This window comes from Streptomyces avidinii (genome assembly GCF_045161815.1).
GTDB lineage: Bacteria > Actinomycetota > Actinomycetes > Streptomycetales > Streptomycetaceae > Streptomyces > Streptomyces avidinii.
On sequence record NZ_CP108863.1, the window covers coordinates 6,176,152 to 6,195,573 of the forward strand.

A 19,422-nucleotide genomic window follows, 5' to 3' on the forward strand; every position below is an offset into this window, starting at 1 on the left:
CGGGTGTGACGGAGCCGGCGGGCAACCGGTTCCCTCCTACTGGTCCCCGTACACGGACGTGGCGGCGATCAGCCGGGCCGAGGAGGGCGGAACACTGATCCCGTGGATCTGCGAAGGGGTCACACGGGCCGGCCGGGGACCCGCCGGAACCGCCCAGTGCGGGGCCATCCGGGCGCAGTCACCCAGCAGGCGGGCGAAGCCGGGCTGTCGTGGGGCTTCCGCGCCGCGCCTGTCGGCGGTGTACTCGGAGTAGCCGAAACCGTCGGTATAGGTCATGGAGGCACCGTAGGCATCGGAGCTCACGCGAAGAAAGACCTACTAAGGGGTAGTTTCTGGGGTTCGGCCTGGGGTCGCGGACCGGGTAGTTTTGACTGTCCCTCGCCGTCCTCAGCAGGAGCGTCCTCGCCGTGCGCATCGCAGTCACCGGCTCCATCGCCACCGACCACCTCATGACCTTCCCCGGCCGTTTCGCGGACCAGCTCGTCGCGGACCAGCTGCACACGGTCTCCCTCTCCTTCCTCGTCGACAACCTCGATGTCCGTCGGGGCGGGGTCGGCCCGAACATCTGCTTCGGCATGGGGCAGCTCGGCACCCGCCCGATCCTCGTCGGCGCCGCCGGCTACGACTTCGACGAGTACCGCGCCTGGCTGGACCGGCACGGCGTCGACACCGAGTCCGTCCGGATCTCCGAGGTGCTGCACACCGCGCGCTTCGTGTGCACCACGGACGCCGACCACAACCAGATCGGCTCCTTCTACACGGGCGCGATGAGCGAGGCCCGGCTGATCGAGCTGAAGGCCGTCGCCGACCGGGTCGGCGGACTGGACCTGGTCCTCATCGGCGCGGACGACCCCGAGGCGATGCTGCGCCACACGGAGGAGTGCCGCACCCGCGGGATCCCCTTCGCCGCCGACTTCTCGCAGCAGATCGCCCGCATGGACGGCGACAACATCCGCACCCTGATGGAGGGCGCGACCTTCCTCTTCTCGAACGAGTACGAGAAGGGCCTCATCGAGTCGAAGTCCGGCTGGACCGACGAGGAGATCCTGGCCAAGGTCGGCACCCGCGTGACCACGCTGGGCTCCAACGGCGTCAAGATCGAGCGCGTCGGCGAGGCCCCGATCGTCGTCGGCTGCCCCGAGGAGACCGCGAAGGTCGACCCGACGGGTGTCGGCGACGCGTTCCGCGCCGGGTTCCTGACCGGTCTGGGCTGGGGGGTCGGCCTGGAGCGCGCGGCGCAGCTGGGCTGCATGCTCGCGACGCTGGTCATCGAGACGCTGGGCACCCAGGAGTACACCCTGGCCCGGGCCCACTTCATGGAGCGCTTCACCAAGGCCTACGGCGACGAGGCGGCGGCGGAAGTCCGCGCCCACCTCGCGTAGCCGCCCCGCCGCTGCTTGAGCCCCGGGCCCGTCCCGGGCTCCGCCGGCGCTGAGCCCGGGCCCCTTCAGCCTTGCCGGCGTCGGGCCCGGGCCCCTTTCAGCCTTGCCGGTGTTGGGCCCGGGCCGCTTTCAGCCCCTCCGGCGTTTGAGGAGCGGGGTCTGGGGCGGAGCCCCAGGAAACCCGGCTCCGCCGGGCACCGGGCTCCGCCCGGACCCGCGCCTCAAACGCCGGCGAGGCTGGATGTGCGCGGCCTCAAACGCCGGCGAGGCTGGATGCGGCCCGGCAAAGCTGGATTGGCGCGGGAGAGGCCGGGCTGGCCCGGCGAGGCTCGGATGGGCCCGGCGGAGCCGGGCGGGGCCGGCCGGTCAGGTGGCTCGGCGGACCGTGTAGGCCGTGCCCGTGGGGCGGGGGGACTCGCCCACGTAGGTGTGCCCCCGCATCGCGCACCACGCCGGAATGTCCAGCCGCGCCACCTCGTCGTCGGAGACGACCGTCACGGTGCCGCCCACCGGGACCGTCACGATGGCCCGGGCCAGCTCGATCACCGGCTGCGGACACCGCAGCCCCAGCGCGTCGAGCTCCAGGGAGTCCGCCACCGGCGCCACGGCCGGGGGCTCCGACACGCCGAGCCGTTCCCGTACGCCGGCCACCGCGCGCGGCAGTACGTCCAGGAACGCGTTGACCTCCTCCGCCGAGGTACCCGGCGGCAGGGACACCCGTACGTTCCCCTCCGACAGCACGCCCATCGCCCGCAGCACGTGACTGGGGGTCAGCGTGGAGCTCGTGCACGAGGAGCCCGAGGAGACCGAGAAGCCGGCCCGGTCCAGCTCGTGCAGCAGCGTCTCCCCGTCGACGTACAGGCAGGAGAAGGTGACCAGGTGCGGCAGCCGCCGTTCCGGATCGCCCACCACCTCCACGTCCGGGACCAGCCGCACCACCCGCCGCCGGATGCGGTCCACCAGGACCCGCAGCCGGGCCGCCTCCGCGTCCGCCTCGGCCCGTACGGCCCGCAGGGAGGCCGCCGCGGCCACGATCGCGGGCAGGTTCACGAAACCGGGGGAGCGCCCCGACTCCCGTTCGTCAGCGGGGCCTTGGGGGGAGAAGCGCACCCCCTTGCGGACCGCGAGCAGGCCGACCCCGGGCGGGCCGCCCCACTTGTGCGCACTCGCGGCCAGGACGGACCAGGCACCCTCCACCGGGCCCCAGGCCAGCGACTGGGCCGCGTCCACCAGCAGCGGCACGCCGGCCGCGCCGCAGAGCTCGGCCACCTCCGCCACCGGCTGGACCGTGCCCACCTCGTGGTTGGCCGACTGGAGGCAGGCGAGGGCGCTCCCGGGGACCAGCGCGTCCGCGTAACCGGCGGGCGTCACCGCGCCCCACCGGTCCACCGCGACCTCGGTCACCGTCCCGCCGAGCGCCTCGTGCACCTGCGCCGCATGCAATACCGAACTGTGTTCGACCGCCGATACGACGAGATGGTTTCCGACGCGGCGGCGCCCCGCGAGGACCCCGGCCACGCCGGTGTGAACCGCGTGCGTCCCCGAAGGAGTGAACACGAGCTCGTCGGCGCGGCATCCCACCGCCTCCGCGGCGGCCTCCCGCGCCGCGTCCAGCAGCAGCCGGGCCCGCCTGCCCTCCCGGTACAGCCGGGCCGGATCCGCCCAGCCCTCGTCCAGGGAAGCCTGCAACGCCTGCCGGGCCACGGGGTGCAGGGGAGCGGCGGACGCGCTGTCGAAGTAGGGCATCCGGTCACGCTAACCCGGGGCCCGTAGCGTTCGAGGTCAGGGGGCGTCAGATGTGCTCCGGAGACCGCCATTCAGGGCCATTCGCATCGTCCCCCGGACGGCGGATCCATCCCTTCGGGGGCAGTAGCGGCGCGTTGGGCACCCTCCCCGCGCGACCCCAAATAGCGTCCAGTAGGGTTTGGTCCGCATAAACATCCAAACCCCTGCCTGCGTCAGGGCCGGCGACCGACCCGAACACGGCCGCGGCCGGCCGCGCGGGCCGAGACTCTCGGGAAGGCGCTACGTGAGTCCCTACGGCTCCGACCGCTCGCCGCGGCGCCCGATGCGGCGGAAGCTGCTGCAGGCGCTGACTGCGGGCGTGGTCCTGGCGACCGCCACTGGTTGCTCGTATACATGGAAAGACTTCCCCCGCCTCGGAATGCCGACTCCGGTAACCGAGGAGGCGCCGCGCATCCTCTCCCTGTGGCAGGGATCCTGGGCGGCCGCGCTCATCACGGGCATCCTCGTGTGGGGCCTGATCATCTGGAGCATCATCTTCCACCGGCGCAGCCGGACGAAGATCGAGGTCCCGGCTCAGACCCGGTACAACATGCCCATCGAGGCGCTGTACACCGTGGTCCCGCTCATCATCGTCTCGGTGCTCTTCTACTTCACCGCTCGTGACGAGTCGAAGCTCCTGGCACTCACCCCGAAGCCGCCGCACACGATCAACGTGATCGGCTTCCAGTGGAGCTGGGGCTTCAACTACATCGAGAACGTCGACGGCGAAGCGGCGACCCCGAAGGCGGGCGAGGTTCCCAAGGAGCTCGCCTCCATCCCGGACCGCTTCACCAAGGACTTCCCGGCGGGCGCCGAGGGCGTCTACGAGAAGGGTGTCCCCGGCGACCGGAACCCGCAGACGGGCAACCCGGGTCCGACCCTGGTTCTCCCCAAGGGCGAGAAGGTCCGTTTCATCCTGTCGTCGAACGACGTGATCCACTCCTTCTGGGTGGTCCCGTTCCTGTTCAAGCAGGACGTCATCCCGGGCCACACCAATGTCTTCGAGGTCATTCCGTCCCAGAACGGCACCTTCATGGGCAAGTGCGCCGAGCTCTGCGGCGTTGACCACTCCCGGATGCTCTTCAACGTCAAGGTGGTCTCCCCCGAGGAGTACCGGGCGTACCTGAAGGACCTCGCGGAGAAGGGTCAGACCGGCTACCTCCCGGCCGGCATCAAGCAGACCGACCCGGCCCGGAATGCGGAAGTGAACAAACTGTGAGCATCCTCAACGAATCCCAGGGTGCCGCCGCCGACTCGTATGAGAACGAGCTGCCGGTACGGCGCAAGCAGCCGGGCAACGTGGTCGTGAAGTGGATGACCACGACCGACCACAAGACCATCGGCACGATGTACCTGGTCACGTCGTTCGTGTTCTTCCTGGTCGGCGGTGTGCTGGCGCTCTTCATGCGCGCCGAGCTGGCCCGTCCGGGCACGCAGATCATGTCGAACGAGCAGTTCAACCAGGCGTTCACCATGCATGGCACGATCATGCTGCTGATGTTCGCCACCCCGCTCTTCGCGGGCTTCGCCAACTGGATCATGCCGCTGCAGATCGGCGCGCCCGACGTGGCGTTCCCGCGGCTGAACATGTTCGCGTACTGGCTGTACCTCTTCGGCTCGACCATCGCGGTGGCCGGCTTCGTCACGCCGAACGGCGCCGCCGACTTCGGTTGGTTCGCCTACTCCCCGCTGTCGGACGCGGTCCGGTCGCCGGGCATCGGCGCCGACATGTGGATCATGGGTCTGGCCTTCTCCGGCTTCGGCACGATCCTCGGTTCGGTCAACTTCATCACCACGATCATCTGCATGCGCGCTCCCGGCATGACGATGTTCCGCATGCCGATCTTCACCTGGAACGTGCTGCTGACCGGTGTGCTGGTCCTGCTCGCCTTCCCGGTCCTGGCCGCCGCGCTCTTCGCGCTGGAGGCCGACCGCAAGTTCGGTTCGCACGTCTTCGACGCGGCCAACGGCGGCGCACTGCTCTGGCAACACCTCTTCTGGTTCTTCGGGCACCCAGAGGTGTACATCATCGCGCTACCGTTCTTCGGCATCGTCTCCGAGATCATCCCGGTCTTCAGCCGCAAGCCGATGTTCGGCTACATCGGCCTGATCGCCGCGACGATCGCGATCGCCGGTCTCTCCGTGACCGTGTGGGCCCACCACATGTACGTCACCGGTGGTGTGCTGCTGCCGTTCTTCTCCTTCATGACCTTCCTGATCGCGGTACCGACCGGTGTGAAGTTCTTCAACTGGATCGGCACCATGTGGAAGGGCTCGCTGTCCTTCGAGACCCCGATGCTCTGGACGATCGGCTTCCTGGTCACCTTCACCTTCGGTGGTCTGACCGGCGTCATCCTGGCCTCGCCCCCGATGGACTTCCACGTCTCCGACTCGTACTTCGTCGTCGCGCACTTCCACTACGTCGTCTTCGGCACCGTGGTGTTCGCGATGTTCGCCGGCTTCCACTTCTGGTGGCCGAAGTTCACGGGCAAGATGCTGGACGAGCGCCTCGGCAAGATCACGTTCTGGACGCTGTTCATCGGCTTCCACGGCACCTTCCTGGTGCAGCACTGGCTGGGTGCCGAGGGCATGCCGCGTCGTTACGCGGACTACCTCGCCGCCGACGGCTTCACCGCGCTGAACACGATCTCGACGATCAGCTCCTTCGTGCTGGGCCTGTCGATGCTGCCGTTCATCTACAACGTGTGGAAGACGGCCAAGTACGGCAAGCAGGTCGAGGTCGACGACCCGTGGGGCTACGGCCGTTCGCTGGAGTGGGCGACGTCCTGCCCGCCCCCGCGGCACAACTTCCTCACCCTGCCGCGGATCCGTTCCGAGTCCCCGGCGTTCGACCTGCACCACCCTGAGATCGCGGCCCTCGACCACCTCGAGGACCACAGCGTCGCCGCCAAGGCCGTCACTGGTGGCAAGGAGGCCGACAAGTGAAGATCCAGGGCAAGATGTTCCTCTGGCTCTCCTTCTTCATCCTGGTCATGGCCGTCGTGTACGGCGTGTGGTCGAAGGAGCCCGTCGGTACCACCGCGCTCTTCCTGGCCTTCGGCCTGAGCGTCATGATCGGCTACTACCTGGCCTTCACGGCCAAGCGTGTCGACGAGATGGCCCAGGACAACCTGGAGGCCGACGTCGCCGACGAGGCGGGCGAGCTGGGGTTCTTCTCCCCGCACAGCTGGCAGCCGCTCTCGCTGGCGATCGGTGGAGCCTTCGCCTTCATGGGCGTCGTCTTCGGCTGGTGGCTCATGTACTTCTCCGCTCCGTTGATCCTGATCGGTCTGTGGGGCTGGGTGTACGAGTACTACCGCGGTGAGAACCAGAACCAGTAGCAGTACCTCCGCGGCCGCGCCGCGACCTGTACTTGGGGCCCGGGCACCTCTCAGAGGAGCCCGGGCCCCTCGTTTGCAGTCACACCGCGCGCCGTAATTGTCATATCTTCATAGCGTTGGCTCCATGAAGCACTCACCGCGTCTTTGGACGGTACTCAGCTGCTCCCTGCTGGTCGCGTCCCTCGGGGCCGGGGCCACCGCATGCGGGTCCGGCGACAAGAACCCGCTGTCGGCCCGCCCGTACGACGCGGGCGATCAGGTCGCCTTCAACCAGAGCGCCGGCAGCCGCCCCGTGGACCCCGACCGGCCCCTCGAAATCACCGCCAAGAGCGGCGGTGGCAGGATCACCGACGTGCTGGCCGTGGACACCCACGGCCGCCGCCTGGCGGGCGAACTCAGCGCCAAGGGGGACCGCTGGCACAGCACGACCTCGATGGCCGCAGGCGTCCGCTACACGGTCACCGTGAGCACCGAGGACGAGCGGGGCGCCCCCGGGCAGCGCACGCTCACCTTCGACACCACCCCGTCCAAGGGGATCCTCAAGGTCGAGTTCGGCCCGGACGAGGGCAAGTACGGCGTCGGACAGCCCATCACCGCCGAACTCAGCGAGCCCGTCAAGGACAAGGCCGCCCGCGCCGTCGTGGAACGGGGCCTCGTCGTCGACGCCCCGTCCGGAGTCGAGGGCGCCTGGCACTGGGTGGACGACAAGAACATCCACTACCGGCCCAAGGACTACTGGCCCGCCAACTCCGCCGTCTCCGTACGGAGCAACCTGGAGGGCGTCAGGATCACCGACGAGCTCCACGGAGCCGTGGCCAAGCCGCTGAAGCTGGAGATCGGGGACCGGGTCGAGGTCACCACCGACGCCTCCTCGCACTACCTGACCTTCAAGCGCAACGGAGAAGTGATCAACACCATTCCGGTGACCACCGGGAAGCCCGGCTTCTCCACCCGCAACGGCATCAAGGTGGTGCTGGGCAAGCAGTACTTCGTACAGATGCGCGGTGACACCGTCGGCATCGGCGGCAGCGAGTACTACAACCTGCCCGTCTACTACGCCACCCGCGTCACCTGGAGTGGTGAATACGTCCACGCCGCGCCGTGGTCCGTCGGCTCCCAGGGCTACGAGAACGTCAGCCACGGCTGCACCGGCATGAGCACCGGCAACGCCGCCTGGTTCTACGAGAACATCACCGAGGGCGACATCGTCCAGGTCGTCAACAGCATCGGCGACGACATGGACATCTTCGGCAACGGCTTCGGCGACTGGAACATGGACTGGAAGGACTGGCGCCAGGGCAGCGCCCTCCTCAAGGGCACCCAGGAAGGCCGCAGCCCCGTCGACCAGGCCCGCCTGCGGCCCACCGTCTGAGCGGTCCCCAGCCGGGCACCTCCCCCCGGACGCCGTCCGGGGGGAGGGTTCACCGGATCATTCACCCGAACGGGCCACAGTCGGGCCCGTACGGCCCCACAGGACGTACGGGGCGGCTCAGGCGTCCAGCGACAGACGCGTCCTCAGGAGGCCCGCCAGGGCGTCCGCGAACGCCACCGGGTCCACCGGAAGGGTCACCGCGGCGTCGGCGCGGCTCCACGTGGCCAGCCAGGCGTCCTGGGGCCGCCCCATCAGCAGCAGCACCGGCGGACACCGGAAGATCTCGTCCTTGATCTGCCGGCACACGCCCATGCCCCCGGCGGGGACCGCCTCGCCGTCGAGCACGCACACGTCGATGCCGCCCGCGTCCAGCTCCGTCAGCACCGCCGGCAGCGTGGCGCACTCCAGGAACTCCACCGGCGGCAGGTCCGCGGCGGGCCTGCGTCCTGCCGCCAGCCGCACCTGCTCCCGGGTGCCCGCGTCGTCGCTGTAGACCAGAACCCGCGCAGTCGCCCGCATTTCGTTCCTCCACGTGTGCCCGTGAATCACGTTGATGTTGCGCGGGATGCTACTCCTCCCGGCCCACTGTCAACATCGGTTCGCCGAGGGAAGCACGGGGCATCCCGCAGAGGCCATCTGATGGGCCGTTCGGGCCTTGCACACGCCCCTGACACTCCGAACGGCACCCCCCGGGGTGAGGGCGGGATAAGCGACCGACATAATGTCGGTCGTGGCGACAGCAACGACAGTAGATACCGGGCACGCGCACCCGACGGTCAACCGGCCGAACCTCGTCAGCGTCGGAACCATCATCTGGTTGAGTTCCGAGCTGATGTTCTTCGCGGCCCTCTTCGCGATGTACTTCACCCTGCGATCCGTGACGGGTCCCGAGTACTGGACAGAGCAGGCCTCGGCCTTGAATCTGCCCTTCTCGGCGACGAACACGACGATCCTGGTGCTTTCCTCGCTCACCTGCCAGCTCGGCGTATTCGCCGCCGAGCGCGGTGACGTGAAGAAGCTCCGGACGTGGTTCATCATCACGTTCGTCATGGGTGCGATCTTCATTGGCGGCCAGGTGTTCGAGTACACCGAGCTGGTCAAGCACGAGGGCATGAGCCTCTCGTCCGGTCCGTACGGCTCGGTCTTCTACCTGACCACCGGGTTCCACGGTCTGCACGTGACGGGCGGTCTCATCGCCTTCCTGCTGGTCCTCGGCCGGACGTACGCGGCCAAGAGGTTCACCCACGAACAGGCCACGTCGGCCATCGTCGTGTCCTACTACTGGCACTTCGTCGATGTCGTCTGGATCGGCCTCTTCGCGACGATCTACCTGATCAAGTAGCGAACACGTCACCGGGCAAGACCCGGCACTCCATCCAGACACACCGACGCAGAAGATCCTGACACCGGGGTAATCCGTGAAAAAGCTCTCCGCACGACGACGCCATCCGCTGGCGGCGGTCGTCGTTCTACTCCTCGCGCTGGCGGCCACTGGGGGGCTGTACGCCGCCTTCGCCCCCGCGGGCAAGGCGCAGGCCGATGAAACTGCCCAGTCCCTCGCCATCGAGGAGGGCAAGAAGCTCTACGCCGTGGGTTGCGCAAGCTGCCACGGAACCGGCGGTCAGGGTTCCTCTGACGGCCCGAGCCTGGTCGGCGTCGGCTCCGCGGCCGTCGACTTCCAGGTGAGCACGGGCCGCATGCCCGCCCAGCAGCCCGGCGCCCAGGTGCCGAAGAAGCCCGTCATCTACACCCAGGCGCAGATCGACCAGCTGGCCGCGTACATCGCGTCCCTCGGTGCCGGTCCGATCACGCCGACCGAGAAGCAGTACGACACGGCAGGTGCCGACATCGCCAACGGTGGTGAGCTGTTCCGCAACAACTGCGCGCAGTGCCACAACTTCACCGGTGAGGGCGGCGCGCTGACGAACGGCAAGTACGCCCCCAACCTTGAGGACGTTTCGCCGAAGCACATCTACGAGGCCATGCAGACCGGCCCGCAGAACATGCCCTCCTTCCCCGACAGCACCATGCCGGAGAAGCAGAAGAAGGACATCATCGCGTACCTGGAGAACGTGAACGGCGAGAAGTCGACCAGCCCCGGCGGCCTGAAGCTCGGCGGCCTCGGCCCCGTCTCCGAGGGTCTGTTCGGCTGGATCTTCGCCCTGGGTGCGTTGATCGCTGTCGCCGTCTGGGTCGCGGCCCACACCGCTAAGGCCAAGAAGTCATGAGTAGCCAAGAGATTCCCGAAGACAAGCACCTGCCGAGCGAGCAGGGCGACGCCCACCACGGTGGCGTAGCGATCGCGGACGACCCGTTCGCGGACCCGGGCCTGCCGGTCCACAAGCCGCGCATCCAGGACATCGACGAGCGGGCGGCGAAGCGCTCCGAGCGCACCGTCGCGATGCTCTTCACGCTGTCGATGCTGGCCACGATCGGCTTCATCGCGTCCTACGTGATCTTCCCGGTCGACAAGATCGTGTACATCTTCCCCATCGGGAAGGTCAGCGCGCTCAACTTCTCCCTGGGCATGACCCTGGGCGCGGCCCTCTTCTGCATCGGCGCGGGCGCGGTCCACTGGGCCCGCACCCTGATGTCCGACGTCGAGGTCGCCGACGACCGCCACGAGATCGCCGCCCCGGCGGAGGTCAAGGCCAAGGTCCTGCAGGACTTCGCGGACGGTGCGAACGAGTCCGGCATCGGCCGGCGTCCGCTGATCCGCAACACGATGCTGGGCGCGCTGGCCATGCTGCCGCTGTCCGCCGTCATGATCATGCGCGACCTGGGCCCGCTGCCCGAGGAGAAGCTGCGCAAGACCCTGTGGGCCAAGGGCAAGCTGCTCATCAACCAGAACACGATGGAGCCGCTGCGTCCCGAGGACGTCCTCGTCGGTTCGCTGACCTTCGCCATGCCGGAAGGCCTGGAGGAGGAGCAGCACGACTTCCAGGTCCAGATCGCCAAGGCCGCCCTGATGATCGTCCGCATTCAGCCGGACGACATCAAGGACAAGCAGGAACTGGAGTGGTCCCACGACGGGATCGTGGCCTACTCCAAGATCTGCACCCACGTCGGCTGCCCGATCAGCCTGTACGAGCAGCAGACGCACCACGTGCTCTGCCCGTGCCACCAGTCCACCTTCGACCTCTCCGACGGCGCCCGTGTCATCTTCGGCCCGGCCGGTCACGCGCTTCCGCAGCTGCGGATCGGCGTGAATGACGAAGGCTTCCTCGAAGCGCTCGGCGACTTCGAAGAGCCCGTCGGTCCTGCATTCTGGGAGCGCGGATGAGCACTGCCTCTACCAAGTCATCTGTTGGCAAGGCGCGCAAAGCGCCCGCCGGCGAGCGAGTAGCGGACTGGGCGGACGGCCGCCTGGGCATCTACAGCCTCGCCAAGGCCAACATGCGCAAGATCTTCCCGGACCACTGGTCCTTCATGCTGGGTGAGATCTGCCTCTACAGCTTCATCATCATCATCCTCACGGGTGTGTACCTGACGCTGTTCTTCCACCCGAGCATGAACGAGGTCGTGTATCACGGCTCGTACGTGCCGATGCAGGGCGTCATGATGTCCGAGGCCTTCGCCTCGACGCTGGACATCAGCTTCGACGTCCGCGGTGGCCTGCTGATCCGCCAGATCCACCACTGGGCGGCACTGATCTTCGTCGCGGCGATGATCGTGCACATGATGCGCGTCTTCTTCACCGGCGCGTTCCGCAAGCCCCGTGAGGTCAACTGGATCTTCGGCTTCCTGCTGCTGGTCCTCGGCATGTTCACCGGCTTCACCGGTTACTCGCTGCCGGACGACCTGCTCTCGGGTACCGGTGTCCGCTTCATGCAGGGCGCCATCCTGTCCGTCCCGGTCGTCGGTACGTACCTGTCGATGTTCCTGTTCGGCGGGGAGTTCCCGGGCGGCGACTTCGTCGCACGGTTCTACTCGGTGCACATCCTGCTGCTGCCCGGCATCATGATGGGCCTGCTCGTGGCCCACCTGATCCTGGTCTTCTACCACAAGCACACCCAGTACGCGGGTCCCGGCAAGACGAACAACAATGTCGTCGGCATGCCGCTGCTGCCGGTCTACATGGCCAAGGCCGGAGGCTTCTTCTTCCTGGTCTTCGGTGTCATCGCGGCCGTCGCGGCGATCGCCTCGATCAACCCGATCTGGGCGCTCGGCCCGTACCGCCCGGACCACGTGTCCACCGGTGCGCAGCCCGACTGGTACATGGGTATGCCGGAAGGCCTGATCCGAGCCATGCCCGGCTGGGAGATCAACCTGTGGGGCCACACGCTCGTCCTGGGCGTGTTCATCCCGCTGCTGCTCTTCCCGCTGGTGCTCGGCGCGATCGCCGTCTGGCCCTTCATCGAGTCCTGGGTCACCGGGGACAAGCGCGAGCACCACATCCTGGACCGCCCGCGCAACGTCCCGACCCGTACGGCCTTCGGTGTCGCCTGGATCGCGGAGTACATCGTGCTCCTGATCGGCGGTGGAAACGACATGTTCGCGCAGTACTTCCACCTCTCGATCAACTCGATCACCTGGTTCGTCCGGATCGGCTTCTTCGTCGTCCCGGTCCTCGCCTTCATCGTCACCAAGCGGATCTGCCTCGGCCTCCAGCGCCGGGACCACGACAAGGTGCTGCACGGTCGCGAGACCGGCATCATCAAGCGTCTGCCGCACGGTGAGTTCGTCGAGGTCCACGAGCCGCTCCCGCAGGGCCAGCTGCACACCCTCACCGCGCACGAGCAGTACAAGCCGATCGAGATCGGCCCGACGGTCGACGAGAACGGTGTCGAGCGCAAGGTGAAGGCCACCGAGAAGCTCCGCGCGAAGCTCAGCAAGGGCTTCTACGGCGAGAACAACCAGATTCCGAAGCCCACGGTGGAGGAATACAAGGAGATCCAGTCCGGCCACGGCCACCACTGATCCCCGCGCGCCACGCATGACCGCATGAGGGACTGATTTCGGTCAGTCCTGGTGTCGCCACGGCAAGAGCCCCGTCCGGACTCCGGACGGGGCTCTTTGCCGTAACCGGGGCTGGATAGGCTGAACCCGGACCCATTCGACGTGGGCGGCAGAGATGGGCACGGCCCACCAACAGCAGGAGCGGACCATGAACGTTGCGACCCCGGCAGGCGGCGACAGCGTGGCGGCCCGTGGCTGGCCGGGCGTTCTCGACGCTCTGCTGACCGGCCGGGACCTGCGCGCCGAGGACACCGCCTGGGCGATGGACCGGATCATGCGCGGGGAGGCCACCGACGCCCAGATCGCCGGCTTCACCGTCGCGCTGCGGGCCAAGGGGGAGACCGTCGAGGAGATCAACGGCCTCGTACGGGCGATGTACGCGCACGCCAACCTGATCGAGGTGCCGGGCCGCACGGTGGACATCGTCGGTACCGGCGGCGACGGGGCCAAAACGGTGAACATCTCCACGATGTCCGCCATCGTGGTGGCCGGCACCGGAGCCAAGGTCGTCAAGCACGGAAACCGGGCCGCGTCCTCCGCGAGCGGCTCCTCGGACGTCCTGGAGAAGCTCGGCGTCAACCTCGACCTCAGCACGGCGCGGGTCGTCGAGGTCGCCGAGGAGGCCGGCATCACCTTCTGCTTCGCGGTGAAGTTCCACCCGGCACTGCGCCACGTGGCGGCCGCCCGCAAGGAGCTCGGCATCCGCACCACCTTCAACATCCTCGGCCCGCTGACCAACCCGGCCCGGGTACGGGCCCAGGCCTCGGGCGTGGCCGACCCCCGGATGGCCCCGATCGTCGCGGGCGTCCTCGCCGAGCGGGGCTCCTCCGCGCTGGTCTTCCGCGGCGACGACGGCCTGGACGAACTGACCACGGCCTCGACCTCGCGGATCTGGTGGGTCCGGGACGGCAAGGTCACCGAGCAGACCTTCGACCCGCGCGACGTGGGCATCTCCCTGGTCGACGTCTCCGCCCTGGCCGGCGGGGACCCCTCCTACAACGCGGATGTGGCCCGCCGACTGCTGGCCGGCGAGACCGGCCCGGTCCGCGACGCCGTACTCCTGAACTCGGCGGCGGCCCTGGTGGCCCTGGACCCCGCCGCGGGCACCCTGGAGGAGCAGATCGCGGCGGGCATGACCCGCGCGGCGGAGTCGATCGACTCGGGTGCCGCCCGGGACGTCCTGGAGCGCTGGGTGGCGGCCAGCAACGCCTAGGCCGCGCGGGAACGGCGCGAAAACGCTGACCCCGGTCCACCATACGGACCGGGGTCTTGCGTTCGCGTGATCTTGTGGCAGGATGCTGACCAGGTCACGAGTGACAGCGTTTAGGCCCCGGCTTGCTGTCCGGCAACCCTCCTTCCGTGGCGGGGTGCCCCGGGTGATGACCAGGTCGTAGGCAGCAAGGCCTACGGCAAGCGCGGATCCCTCGACACCAGGGGTCCTGGTCTCTCGAGGAGCGTTTTCCGTGAGCAAGCGAATGCGATAGGGCGACTCCGCCCCCACTTCACCCTCGGACCAGGGTCACTTCCGTGCATCCCCGCGTCGCTCCGAGGACTTTCCCGTACCCCCGACGGCCGCAGCGCCGTACCCGCGTACGGGCACACCGAAGCCATTCAGCCCTGCCTGCCGGGAGATATCGCCATGTCCGCATCCCTGAACGCCGCCGTCGCCACCACCGCCACCGCCGTGGACCCCGCCTGTGCCGAGCCGCTCGCCGTCCTCGGCCGGGACGTCACCGTCCCCCTCGTCACCGGCGGCGAGGTCACCTACGCGGCCCTCGACTACGCGGCCAGCGCCCCCGCCCTGCAGCGCGTCTGGGACGACGTGGCCGCGTACGCCCCCTACTACGGCAGCGTGCACCGCGGCGCCGGGTACCTCTCGCAGCTCTCCACCGACCTCTTCGAGCAGAGCCGGGTCACGGTGGCCGAGTTCCTCGACTGCCGCCCCGCCGACCAGGTGGTCTTCACCCGGTCCACCACCGACTCGCTGAACCTGCTGGCCGCCGTACTCCCCGCCGACTGCCAGGTGTTCGTCTTCGAGACCGAGCACCACGCCTCGCTGCTGCCGTGGGTGGACGCGCAGGTCACCTACCTCAACGCGCCGCGCACCCCCGCCGAGGCCGTCGCCACCCTGGAGCGCGCGCTCGCCGACCGCGACCCCTACGGCCCGGCCCTGGTCTGCGTCACCGGCGCCTCCAACGTCACCGGTGAGCTGTGGCCGGTGAAGGAACTCGCCGCCGCCGCGCACGCCCACGGCGCGCGCATCGTGCTGGACGCCGCCCAACTGGCCCCGCACCACCCCGTCTCGGTACAGGAACTGGACGTCGACTGGGTCGCCTTCTCCGGGCACAAGCTCTACGCACCCTTCGGCTCGGGCGTACTCGCCGGCCGCGCGGACTGGCTGCAGGAGGCGCAGCCGTACCTGGCCGGCGGCGGGGCCTCCCGCAAGGTGGCCCGGCGCGAGGACGGCGGCGTGGACGTCGAGTGGCACACCACCGCCGCCCGCCACGAGGCCGGCTCCCCGAACGTCATCGGCGTCTACTCCATCGCCTCGGCCTGCAAGGCCCTGACCGAGGCCGGCTTCGAGAACCTCGTCGCCCGCGAACGCCACCTCATCGCGAAGGTCCGCGAAGGCCTGGCGGAGGTCCCGGCGGTCCGGATCCTCTCCCTCTTCGGTGACGACGCCCCGCGGGTCGGCGTCATCTCCTTCGTGGTGGACGGCTGGAACAGCTCGCACTTCGCGGCGGCCCTGTCCGCGGAGTACGGGATCGGCGTGCGCGACGGCCTGTTCTGCGCCCACCCGCTGGTCCGCACCCTGCTGGGCAGCGAGCCGCAGGCGCAGGGCGAGTGCGGTGCCCCGGAGGCGGCCCCGGGTGAGCGCTCCCTCAACGCCATCCGCGTCAGCTTCGGCGCCGGCACCCCCGACGAGCACGTGGAGCGGTTCGTCCGCGCGGTGAAGGAACTCGTCGCGGACGGTGCGAAGTGGCAGTACCGCACGGAGGAAGGCCGCTGCGTCCCGGCCGTCTGACCTGCGGTCGGCTCTGCGGTGTACGGCCGTGCCCCCCCTCGGGGTGCGCCTCAATCGCCGGCGAGGCTCAAATGGGGGTCGGTGCCCGGCGCGGGGTGCCCTGCGGGCGGCCCGGCGGTGCGGCTGTCCCTGCCCGGGGCGGGCGCCTCAATCGCCGGCGAGGCTCAAAGAGGGGGCCGGTGCCCCGCGCGGGGTGCCCTGCGGGCCGCTGGGGGTGTGGGTCGGGGCCCCGCACGAGGGTCTCCTCGGCTCGGCGCGCGCGGGCACGGTCCAGTCGTACGGGGTGGTCGCGCCTCGTCCTGCGGGGACCCTCCTGCGTGTCCCCGCCCCACGGCCGACTTCGACCGTGCCGGGCATCCCCTTGCATGCCTCGCCCGACCGGGTCGGCCCCGGGGGCGGACGGCTCCTGGCGGCTGGGACGGCGGAGGGGAGTGGGGACGTGCCGGGGTGTCCCCGCAGGACGAGGCGCGACCGCCCCGAGCATCCGGGACATGCCCGCGCGCGCCGAGCCGAGGAGACACCCCGGCACGGCCCCACGCACCGACCTGCGCCGACCCCGCCGCACCATTCAGCCTCGCCGGCGATTGAGGCGCGGGTCCGGGCAGCGCCCGGGACACGGCGCGGCCGGAGCCAGCGCTACGCGTCGAGGCCGATCGCGAACGCCGCCTCCAGGTCGTGCTGCGAGTACGTGCGGAACGCCACGTGCGTGTCCGTCGCCTCGACGCCCGGGATCTTGCTGATGCGGCCGGGGATGATGTCCGCCAGGTTCTCGTGACGGGCCACGCGGACCAGCGCGATCAGGTCGTACGTCCCCGTGACGGAGTAGACCTCACTGACGTTTTCGAGGGCGGCGATGGCCTCGGCGATCTCGGGAATCCGGTCCACGCTGGTCTTGATGAGCACGATCGCGGTGATCACGGCTGGCTGTCTCCCTCGGTGGCCGTCGCTGGTCGCCTCACTCTAGTCGTACCCCGATAGCGGGCCCACGCGTAGAGGAAGCCGAGCGAGAAGCCCACCAGATGGGCCAGATAGGCGACTCCCGGCCCGCTGCCGGCCCGCTGCGCCGCCACCCATTGGAGGGCGAACCAGAACAGCAGCACGATCCACGCCGGGAACCGCAGCGGCAGGAAGAAGAGGAACGGGAACAGGCTCGTCACCCTTGCCCGCGGGAGCAGGAAGAGGAAGGCGCCCAGGACGGCCGAGATCGCGCCGGACGCCCCGACCAGCGTCTGCGGGGACCCCGCGTTGGCCGCCGCGTACGTCGCCATCGCCAGGTACCCCGTACAGAGGTAGAAGACGAGGAACGCCGGGCGGCCCATCCGCTCCTCCGCCATCGCGCCGAAGACATGGAGGAAGAGCATGTTCCCGAGCAGGTGCAGCCAGCTGCCGTGGACGAAGAGCGCCGTGAGCGGGGTCAGCCAGGCCCGGGGGGTGCCCGTGAACAGCTCGTCCGGGACCACGCCCCAGCGCCGGAAGTACGCCGCCCCGTTGGAGAGCAGCTCCTCGCCGGTCCCGTAGACCGGGTTGAGACCCGAGGCCGGGCCGAGTACGAACACCACGGCGCAGCCCGCGATCAGCGCTTGGGTGACCACCGGTCCCCGGGCAGCCTCGCGAACGGCCCGCCACCTTACGATCATGTGACAGAGCATGACGCAAGGGGACCCACCTGAAGCGGTGGCAGGCCGTAGGGTTACGAGCTGCGGTCCGCAGGACGACGCATACAGCGGCGCGGACGGCTTTAATTGAATCAGCTACGAAGGAGAGAGCGGCCTGATGACGGTTCCCCTGCCGACCGACACCACCCGGTGGCGCTGCACCCTGTGCGGCAACCTCACGCGCTTCGACGTCACCCGTTCGTCGAAGGTCGTGGAGTACGTCCACCTGGACCTCGCCGGGGAGCCCAAGGTCGAGGAGCGCGAGGTGGTCAATGAGACCATCGAGTCGGTCCGCTGTCGCTGGTGCAACGCGGTGGACCAGATCGAGCTCGTGGACAGGCCGGGCGCGGACTCCTGACGGAGGCGCACCCACAGGAAGATCACGGTAGGGGTGACGGATTGTGGAGCCAGCAAGCGGCGCTGAGCCGGCCGATGCGGCCGGCGACGCCGCCGAGGCGCTCGACCACCCGCTGCCGGAAGGCGTGCGGCGCCGGGTCGTCGCGCTCGTCTCTGACGCCTTCGGCGCGCTGACGGTCGCGGACCTCCCGGCGCAGCTGCGTCAGTATGCCCGGTTCACCCCGACCCGGCGCGCCAAGTTCGCGGGCAACGCCATGGCCGCGGCGGTCGAGAGCGACCCCGTGTTCCGGAGCAGGGTCGCCGAGAAGCTGCGTGAGGCGCAGGCCGATCTGGCCGCCGCCCTGGAGGCCGGCGCGCCGCCGGCCGCCGCGGATCCGCTGGACGTGGCCGCCGCCGCCTTCGTCCTGCGGCCGGCCGGCTGGGTCAAGCTGGTGGCCGCCGCGGGCGAGGAGGCGCAGCGCGCCGACGCCGAGCGGGTGGGCGAGGAGACCCGGCGCGAGCTGGAGCGGCTGCGCGAGGAGCTGGCCCACGTACGGGATCTGCAGCGCGCGGGCGGAGAGCAGGTACGGGTGGAGCTGGACGCGGCCCGCAAGGAAGCGGAATCGCTTCAGCGGAAGCTGCGCAGCGCTCTCAGCGACGTCAAGCGGGGTGACGCGGCCCTGCGCAAGGTGAATGCGGAGATCGACGGGATCCGTGGTGACGCGGCCGCCCGGGTGGCCGCGGCCGAGAGCGAGAGCCGGCGGCTCAAGTCCCGTCTCGCGGAGGTGGAGACGGCGCTGGAGACCTCGCGCCGGGCCACCCGTGAGGGGCGCAGTATCGAGGACATGCGGCTGAGGCTGCTGCTGGACACGGTGCTGGATGCCGCCCAGGGGCTGCGCCGGGAGCTGGCCCTGCCGCCGGTCTCGACGCGGCCCGCCGACACGGTGGACGCGGTGGAGCCGGGCCGGATGACGCCGAAGGACATCGCGGCGCGCGCCCTCTCGGAGACCGATCCGGCGTTGCTGGACCAGCTGTTGGCACTGCCGCAGGCCCATTTGGTGGTCGACGGCTACAACGTGACCAAGACGGGCTATCCGACGATGCCGCTGGAGAAGCAGCGGCTGCGGCTGCTGGGCGGGCTGTCGATGCTGGCGGCGCAGACGGGTGCGGAGATGACCTGTGTCTTCGACGGGGCGGAGTTGGCGGCCCCGGTGCTGCTCGCGCCGCCGCGCGGGGTGCGGGTGCTGTTCTCCAAGGCCGGGGTGACGGCGGACGAGCTGATCCGCCAGCTGGTGCGTGCGGAGCCGCCCGGCCGGCCGGTGGTCGTGGTCTCCACGGACCGGGAGGTCGCCGACGGGGTGGCCAAGGCGGGTGCGCGGCCGGTGACGTCCGCTTTGTTGCTGAAGCGGCTTTCGCGCGTTTCGTAACTCCTCGCCCCGATGCCCGAATTGGTGGGACTCGCGGGGGACGCACCGTCAAGTGACCTGCACAGAGCGTGCGCTGTAGGTAAAGAACCTGGTCGGGGCCCGAATTTTTTCCCGGCAGGATTTGAACTGATCACAGATGG

The 19,422-nt window shown here is 69.4% G+C and carries 18 protein-coding genes and 1 riboswitch; of the genes, 13 read left to right on the forward strand and 5 right to left on the reverse strand.

Going from position 1 to position 19,422, the window contains the following annotated elements; genetic code table 11:
• Positions 1-36 precede the first annotated feature (36 nt).
• Entirely contained in the window at positions 37-276 is a 240-nt protein-coding gene (locus OG373_RS27780; RefSeq protein WP_405441032.1) for a hypothetical protein, read from the reverse strand.
• Positions 277-407: 131 nt separating this feature from the next.
• On the opposite strand from OG373_RS27780, the gene OG373_RS27785 reads away from it, so the two are divergent.
• Positions 408-1,382 (forward strand): carbohydrate kinase family protein, encoded by a 975-nt coding sequence (locus OG373_RS27785; protein ID WP_189963621.1) that lies wholly within the window; start codon positions 408-410, stop codon positions 1,380-1,382.
• A gap of 366 nt (positions 1,383-1,748) precedes the next feature.
• On the opposite strand, the gene OG373_RS27790 is transcribed toward OG373_RS27785, so the two are convergent.
• The gene (locus OG373_RS27790) at positions 1,749-3,128 is read right to left on the reverse strand and encodes a cysteine desulfurase/sulfurtransferase TusA family protein (protein ID WP_405441033.1); all 1,380 of its coding nucleotides are present in this window, start codon (positions 3,126-3,128) and stop codon (positions 1,749-1,751) included.
• Between the two features lie 283 nt (positions 3,129-3,411).
• Here OG373_RS27790 and coxB point away from each other — a divergent pair, with 283 nt between their 5' ends.
• The 4 genes from coxB (at position 3,412) to OG373_RS27810 (ending at position 7,880) form a co-directional block, all read left to right on the forward strand.
• Positions 3,412-4,386: a cytochrome c oxidase subunit II gene (gene coxB, locus OG373_RS27795; protein ID WP_397739777.1), complete on the forward strand. Its 975-nt coding sequence runs from the start codon at positions 3,412-3,414 to the stop codon at positions 4,384-4,386.
• A complete protein-coding gene (gene ctaD, locus OG373_RS27800; RefSeq protein WP_405441034.1) occupies positions 4,383-6,113 on the forward strand; it encodes a cytochrome c oxidase subunit I in 1,731 nt (576 codons plus the stop codon). The genes coxB and ctaD overlap by 4 nt, the downstream gene beginning before the upstream one ends.
• The gene (locus OG373_RS27805; RefSeq protein WP_397739774.1) at positions 6,110-6,508 is read left to right on the forward strand and encodes a cytochrome c oxidase subunit 4; all 399 of its coding nucleotides are present in this window, start codon (positions 6,110-6,112) and stop codon (positions 6,506-6,508) included. Before ctaD ends, OG373_RS27805 begins: the two co-directional genes overlap by 4 nt.
• Positions 6,509-6,632: 124 nt before the next feature.
• On the forward strand, positions 6,633-7,880 hold the full coding sequence (locus OG373_RS27810) for an Ig-like domain-containing protein (RefSeq protein WP_405441036.1): 1,248 nt from the start codon (positions 6,633-6,635) through the stop codon (positions 7,878-7,880).
• A gap of 117 nt (positions 7,881-7,997) precedes the next feature.
• Here the strand turns inward: OG373_RS27810 and OG373_RS27815 are convergent, their stop codons facing one another.
• Positions 7,998-8,399 (reverse strand): hypothetical protein, encoded by a 402-nt coding sequence (locus OG373_RS27815; protein ID WP_405441037.1) that lies wholly within the window; start codon positions 8,397-8,399, stop codon positions 7,998-8,000.
• Between the two features lie 202 nt (positions 8,400-8,601).
• Here OG373_RS27815 and OG373_RS27820 point away from each other — a divergent pair, with 202 nt between their 5' ends.
• From OG373_RS27820 to OG373_RS27845, 6 genes are all read left to right on the forward strand, one after another.
• Positions 8,602-9,222 (forward strand): heme-copper oxidase subunit III, encoded by a 621-nt coding sequence (locus tag OG373_RS27820; protein ID WP_030036314.1) that lies wholly within the window; start codon positions 8,602-8,604, stop codon positions 9,220-9,222.
• Positions 9,223-9,298: 76 nt separating this feature from the next.
• Entirely contained in the window at positions 9,299-10,108 is an 810-nt protein-coding gene (locus tag OG373_RS27825) for a c-type cytochrome (RefSeq protein WP_189963611.1), read from the forward strand.
• Positions 10,105-11,163: a Rieske 2Fe-2S domain-containing protein gene (locus OG373_RS27830; protein WP_405441039.1), complete on the forward strand. Its 1,059-nt coding sequence runs from the start codon at positions 10,105-10,107 to the stop codon at positions 11,161-11,163. Before OG373_RS27825 ends, OG373_RS27830 begins: the two co-directional genes overlap by 4 nt.
• Positions 11,160-12,800, forward strand: coding sequence for a cytochrome bc complex cytochrome b subunit (locus tag OG373_RS27835; protein WP_405441040.1), 1,641 nt, complete (start codon positions 11,160-11,162; stop codon positions 12,798-12,800). Before OG373_RS27830 ends, OG373_RS27835 begins: the two co-directional genes overlap by 4 nt.
• A gap of 187 nt (positions 12,801-12,987) precedes the next feature.
• Positions 12,988-14,052 (forward strand): anthranilate phosphoribosyltransferase, encoded by a 1,065-nt coding sequence (trpD, locus tag OG373_RS27840; RefSeq protein WP_397739763.1) that lies wholly within the window; start codon positions 12,988-12,990, stop codon positions 14,050-14,052.
• A 92-nt stretch (positions 14,053-14,144) separates the two neighbouring features.
• A riboswitch (SAM riboswitch) is annotated at positions 14,145-14,261 on the forward strand.
• Positions 14,262-14,478: 217 nt separating this feature from the next.
• A complete protein-coding gene (locus OG373_RS27845; RefSeq protein WP_405441042.1) occupies positions 14,479-15,864 on the forward strand; it encodes an aminotransferase class V-fold PLP-dependent enzyme in 1,386 nt (461 codons plus the stop codon).
• A 636-nt stretch (positions 15,865-16,500) separates the two neighbouring features.
• Here the strand turns inward: OG373_RS27845 and OG373_RS27850 are convergent.
• Positions 16,501-16,782 carry an Lrp/AsnC ligand binding domain-containing protein gene (locus tag OG373_RS27850; RefSeq protein WP_214949914.1) on the reverse strand — a complete coding sequence of 94 codons (282 nt, stop codon included), beginning with the start codon at positions 16,780-16,782 and terminating at the stop codon, positions 16,501-16,503.
• Positions 16,779-17,513 carry a rhomboid family intramembrane serine protease gene (locus OG373_RS27855; RefSeq protein WP_405441044.1) on the reverse strand — a complete coding sequence of 245 codons (735 nt, stop codon included), beginning with the start codon at positions 17,511-17,513 and terminating at the stop codon, positions 16,779-16,781. Before OG373_RS27855 ends, OG373_RS27850 begins: the two co-directional genes overlap by 4 nt.
• A gap of 124 nt (positions 17,514-17,637) precedes the next feature.
• Here OG373_RS27855 and OG373_RS27860 point away from each other — a divergent pair, with 124 nt between their 5' ends.
• Both OG373_RS27860 and OG373_RS27865 read left to right on the forward strand, forming a co-directional pair.
• Positions 17,638-17,877: a hypothetical protein gene (locus OG373_RS27860; protein WP_008738811.1), complete on the forward strand. Its 240-nt coding sequence runs from the start codon at positions 17,638-17,640 to the stop codon at positions 17,875-17,877.
• A gap of 40 nt (positions 17,878-17,917) precedes the next feature.
• Complete coding sequence (locus OG373_RS27865; protein WP_397737550.1) at positions 17,918-19,282, forward strand: NYN domain-containing protein; 1,365 nt, start codon at positions 17,918-17,920, stop codon at positions 19,280-19,282.
• The last annotated feature ends 140 nt before the right edge of the window (positions 19,283-19,422 follow it).

Coding starts and splice junctions, on each gene's coding strand:
- OG373_RS27780 (WP_405441032.1), bottom strand. CDS start 276: ATGACCTATACCGACGGTTTCGGCTACTCCGAGTACACCGCCGACAGG.
- OG373_RS27790 (WP_405441033.1), bottom strand. CDS start 3,128: ATGCCCTACTTCGACAGCGCGTCCGCCGCTCCCCTGCACCCCGTGGCC.
- OG373_RS27810 (WP_405441036.1), top strand. CDS start 6,633: ATGAAGCACTCACCGCGTCTTTGGACGGTACTCAGCTGCTCCCTGCTG.
- OG373_RS27815 (WP_405441037.1), bottom strand. CDS start 8,399: ATGCGGGCGACTGCGCGGGTTCTGGTCTACAGCGACGACGCGGGCACC.
- OG373_RS27820 (WP_030036314.1), top strand. CDS start 8,602: ATGTCGGTCGTGGCGACAGCAACGACAGTAGATACCGGGCACGCGCAC.
- OG373_RS27830 (WP_405441039.1), top strand. CDS start 10,105: ATGAGTAGCCAAGAGATTCCCGAAGACAAGCACCTGCCGAGCGAGCAG.
- OG373_RS27835 (WP_405441040.1), top strand. CDS start 11,160: ATGAGCACTGCCTCTACCAAGTCATCTGTTGGCAAGGCGCGCAAAGCG.
- trpD (WP_397739763.1), top strand. CDS start 12,988: ATGAACGTTGCGACCCCGGCAGGCGGCGACAGCGTGGCGGCCCGTGGC.
- OG373_RS27845 (WP_405441042.1), top strand. CDS start 14,479: ATGTCCGCATCCCTGAACGCCGCCGTCGCCACCACCGCCACCGCCGTG.
- OG373_RS27855 (WP_405441044.1), bottom strand. CDS start 17,513: ATGCTCTGTCACATGATCGTAAGGTGGCGGGCCGTTCGCGAGGCTGCC.
- OG373_RS27860 (WP_008738811.1), top strand. CDS start 17,638: ATGACGGTTCCCCTGCCGACCGACACCACCCGGTGGCGCTGCACCCTG.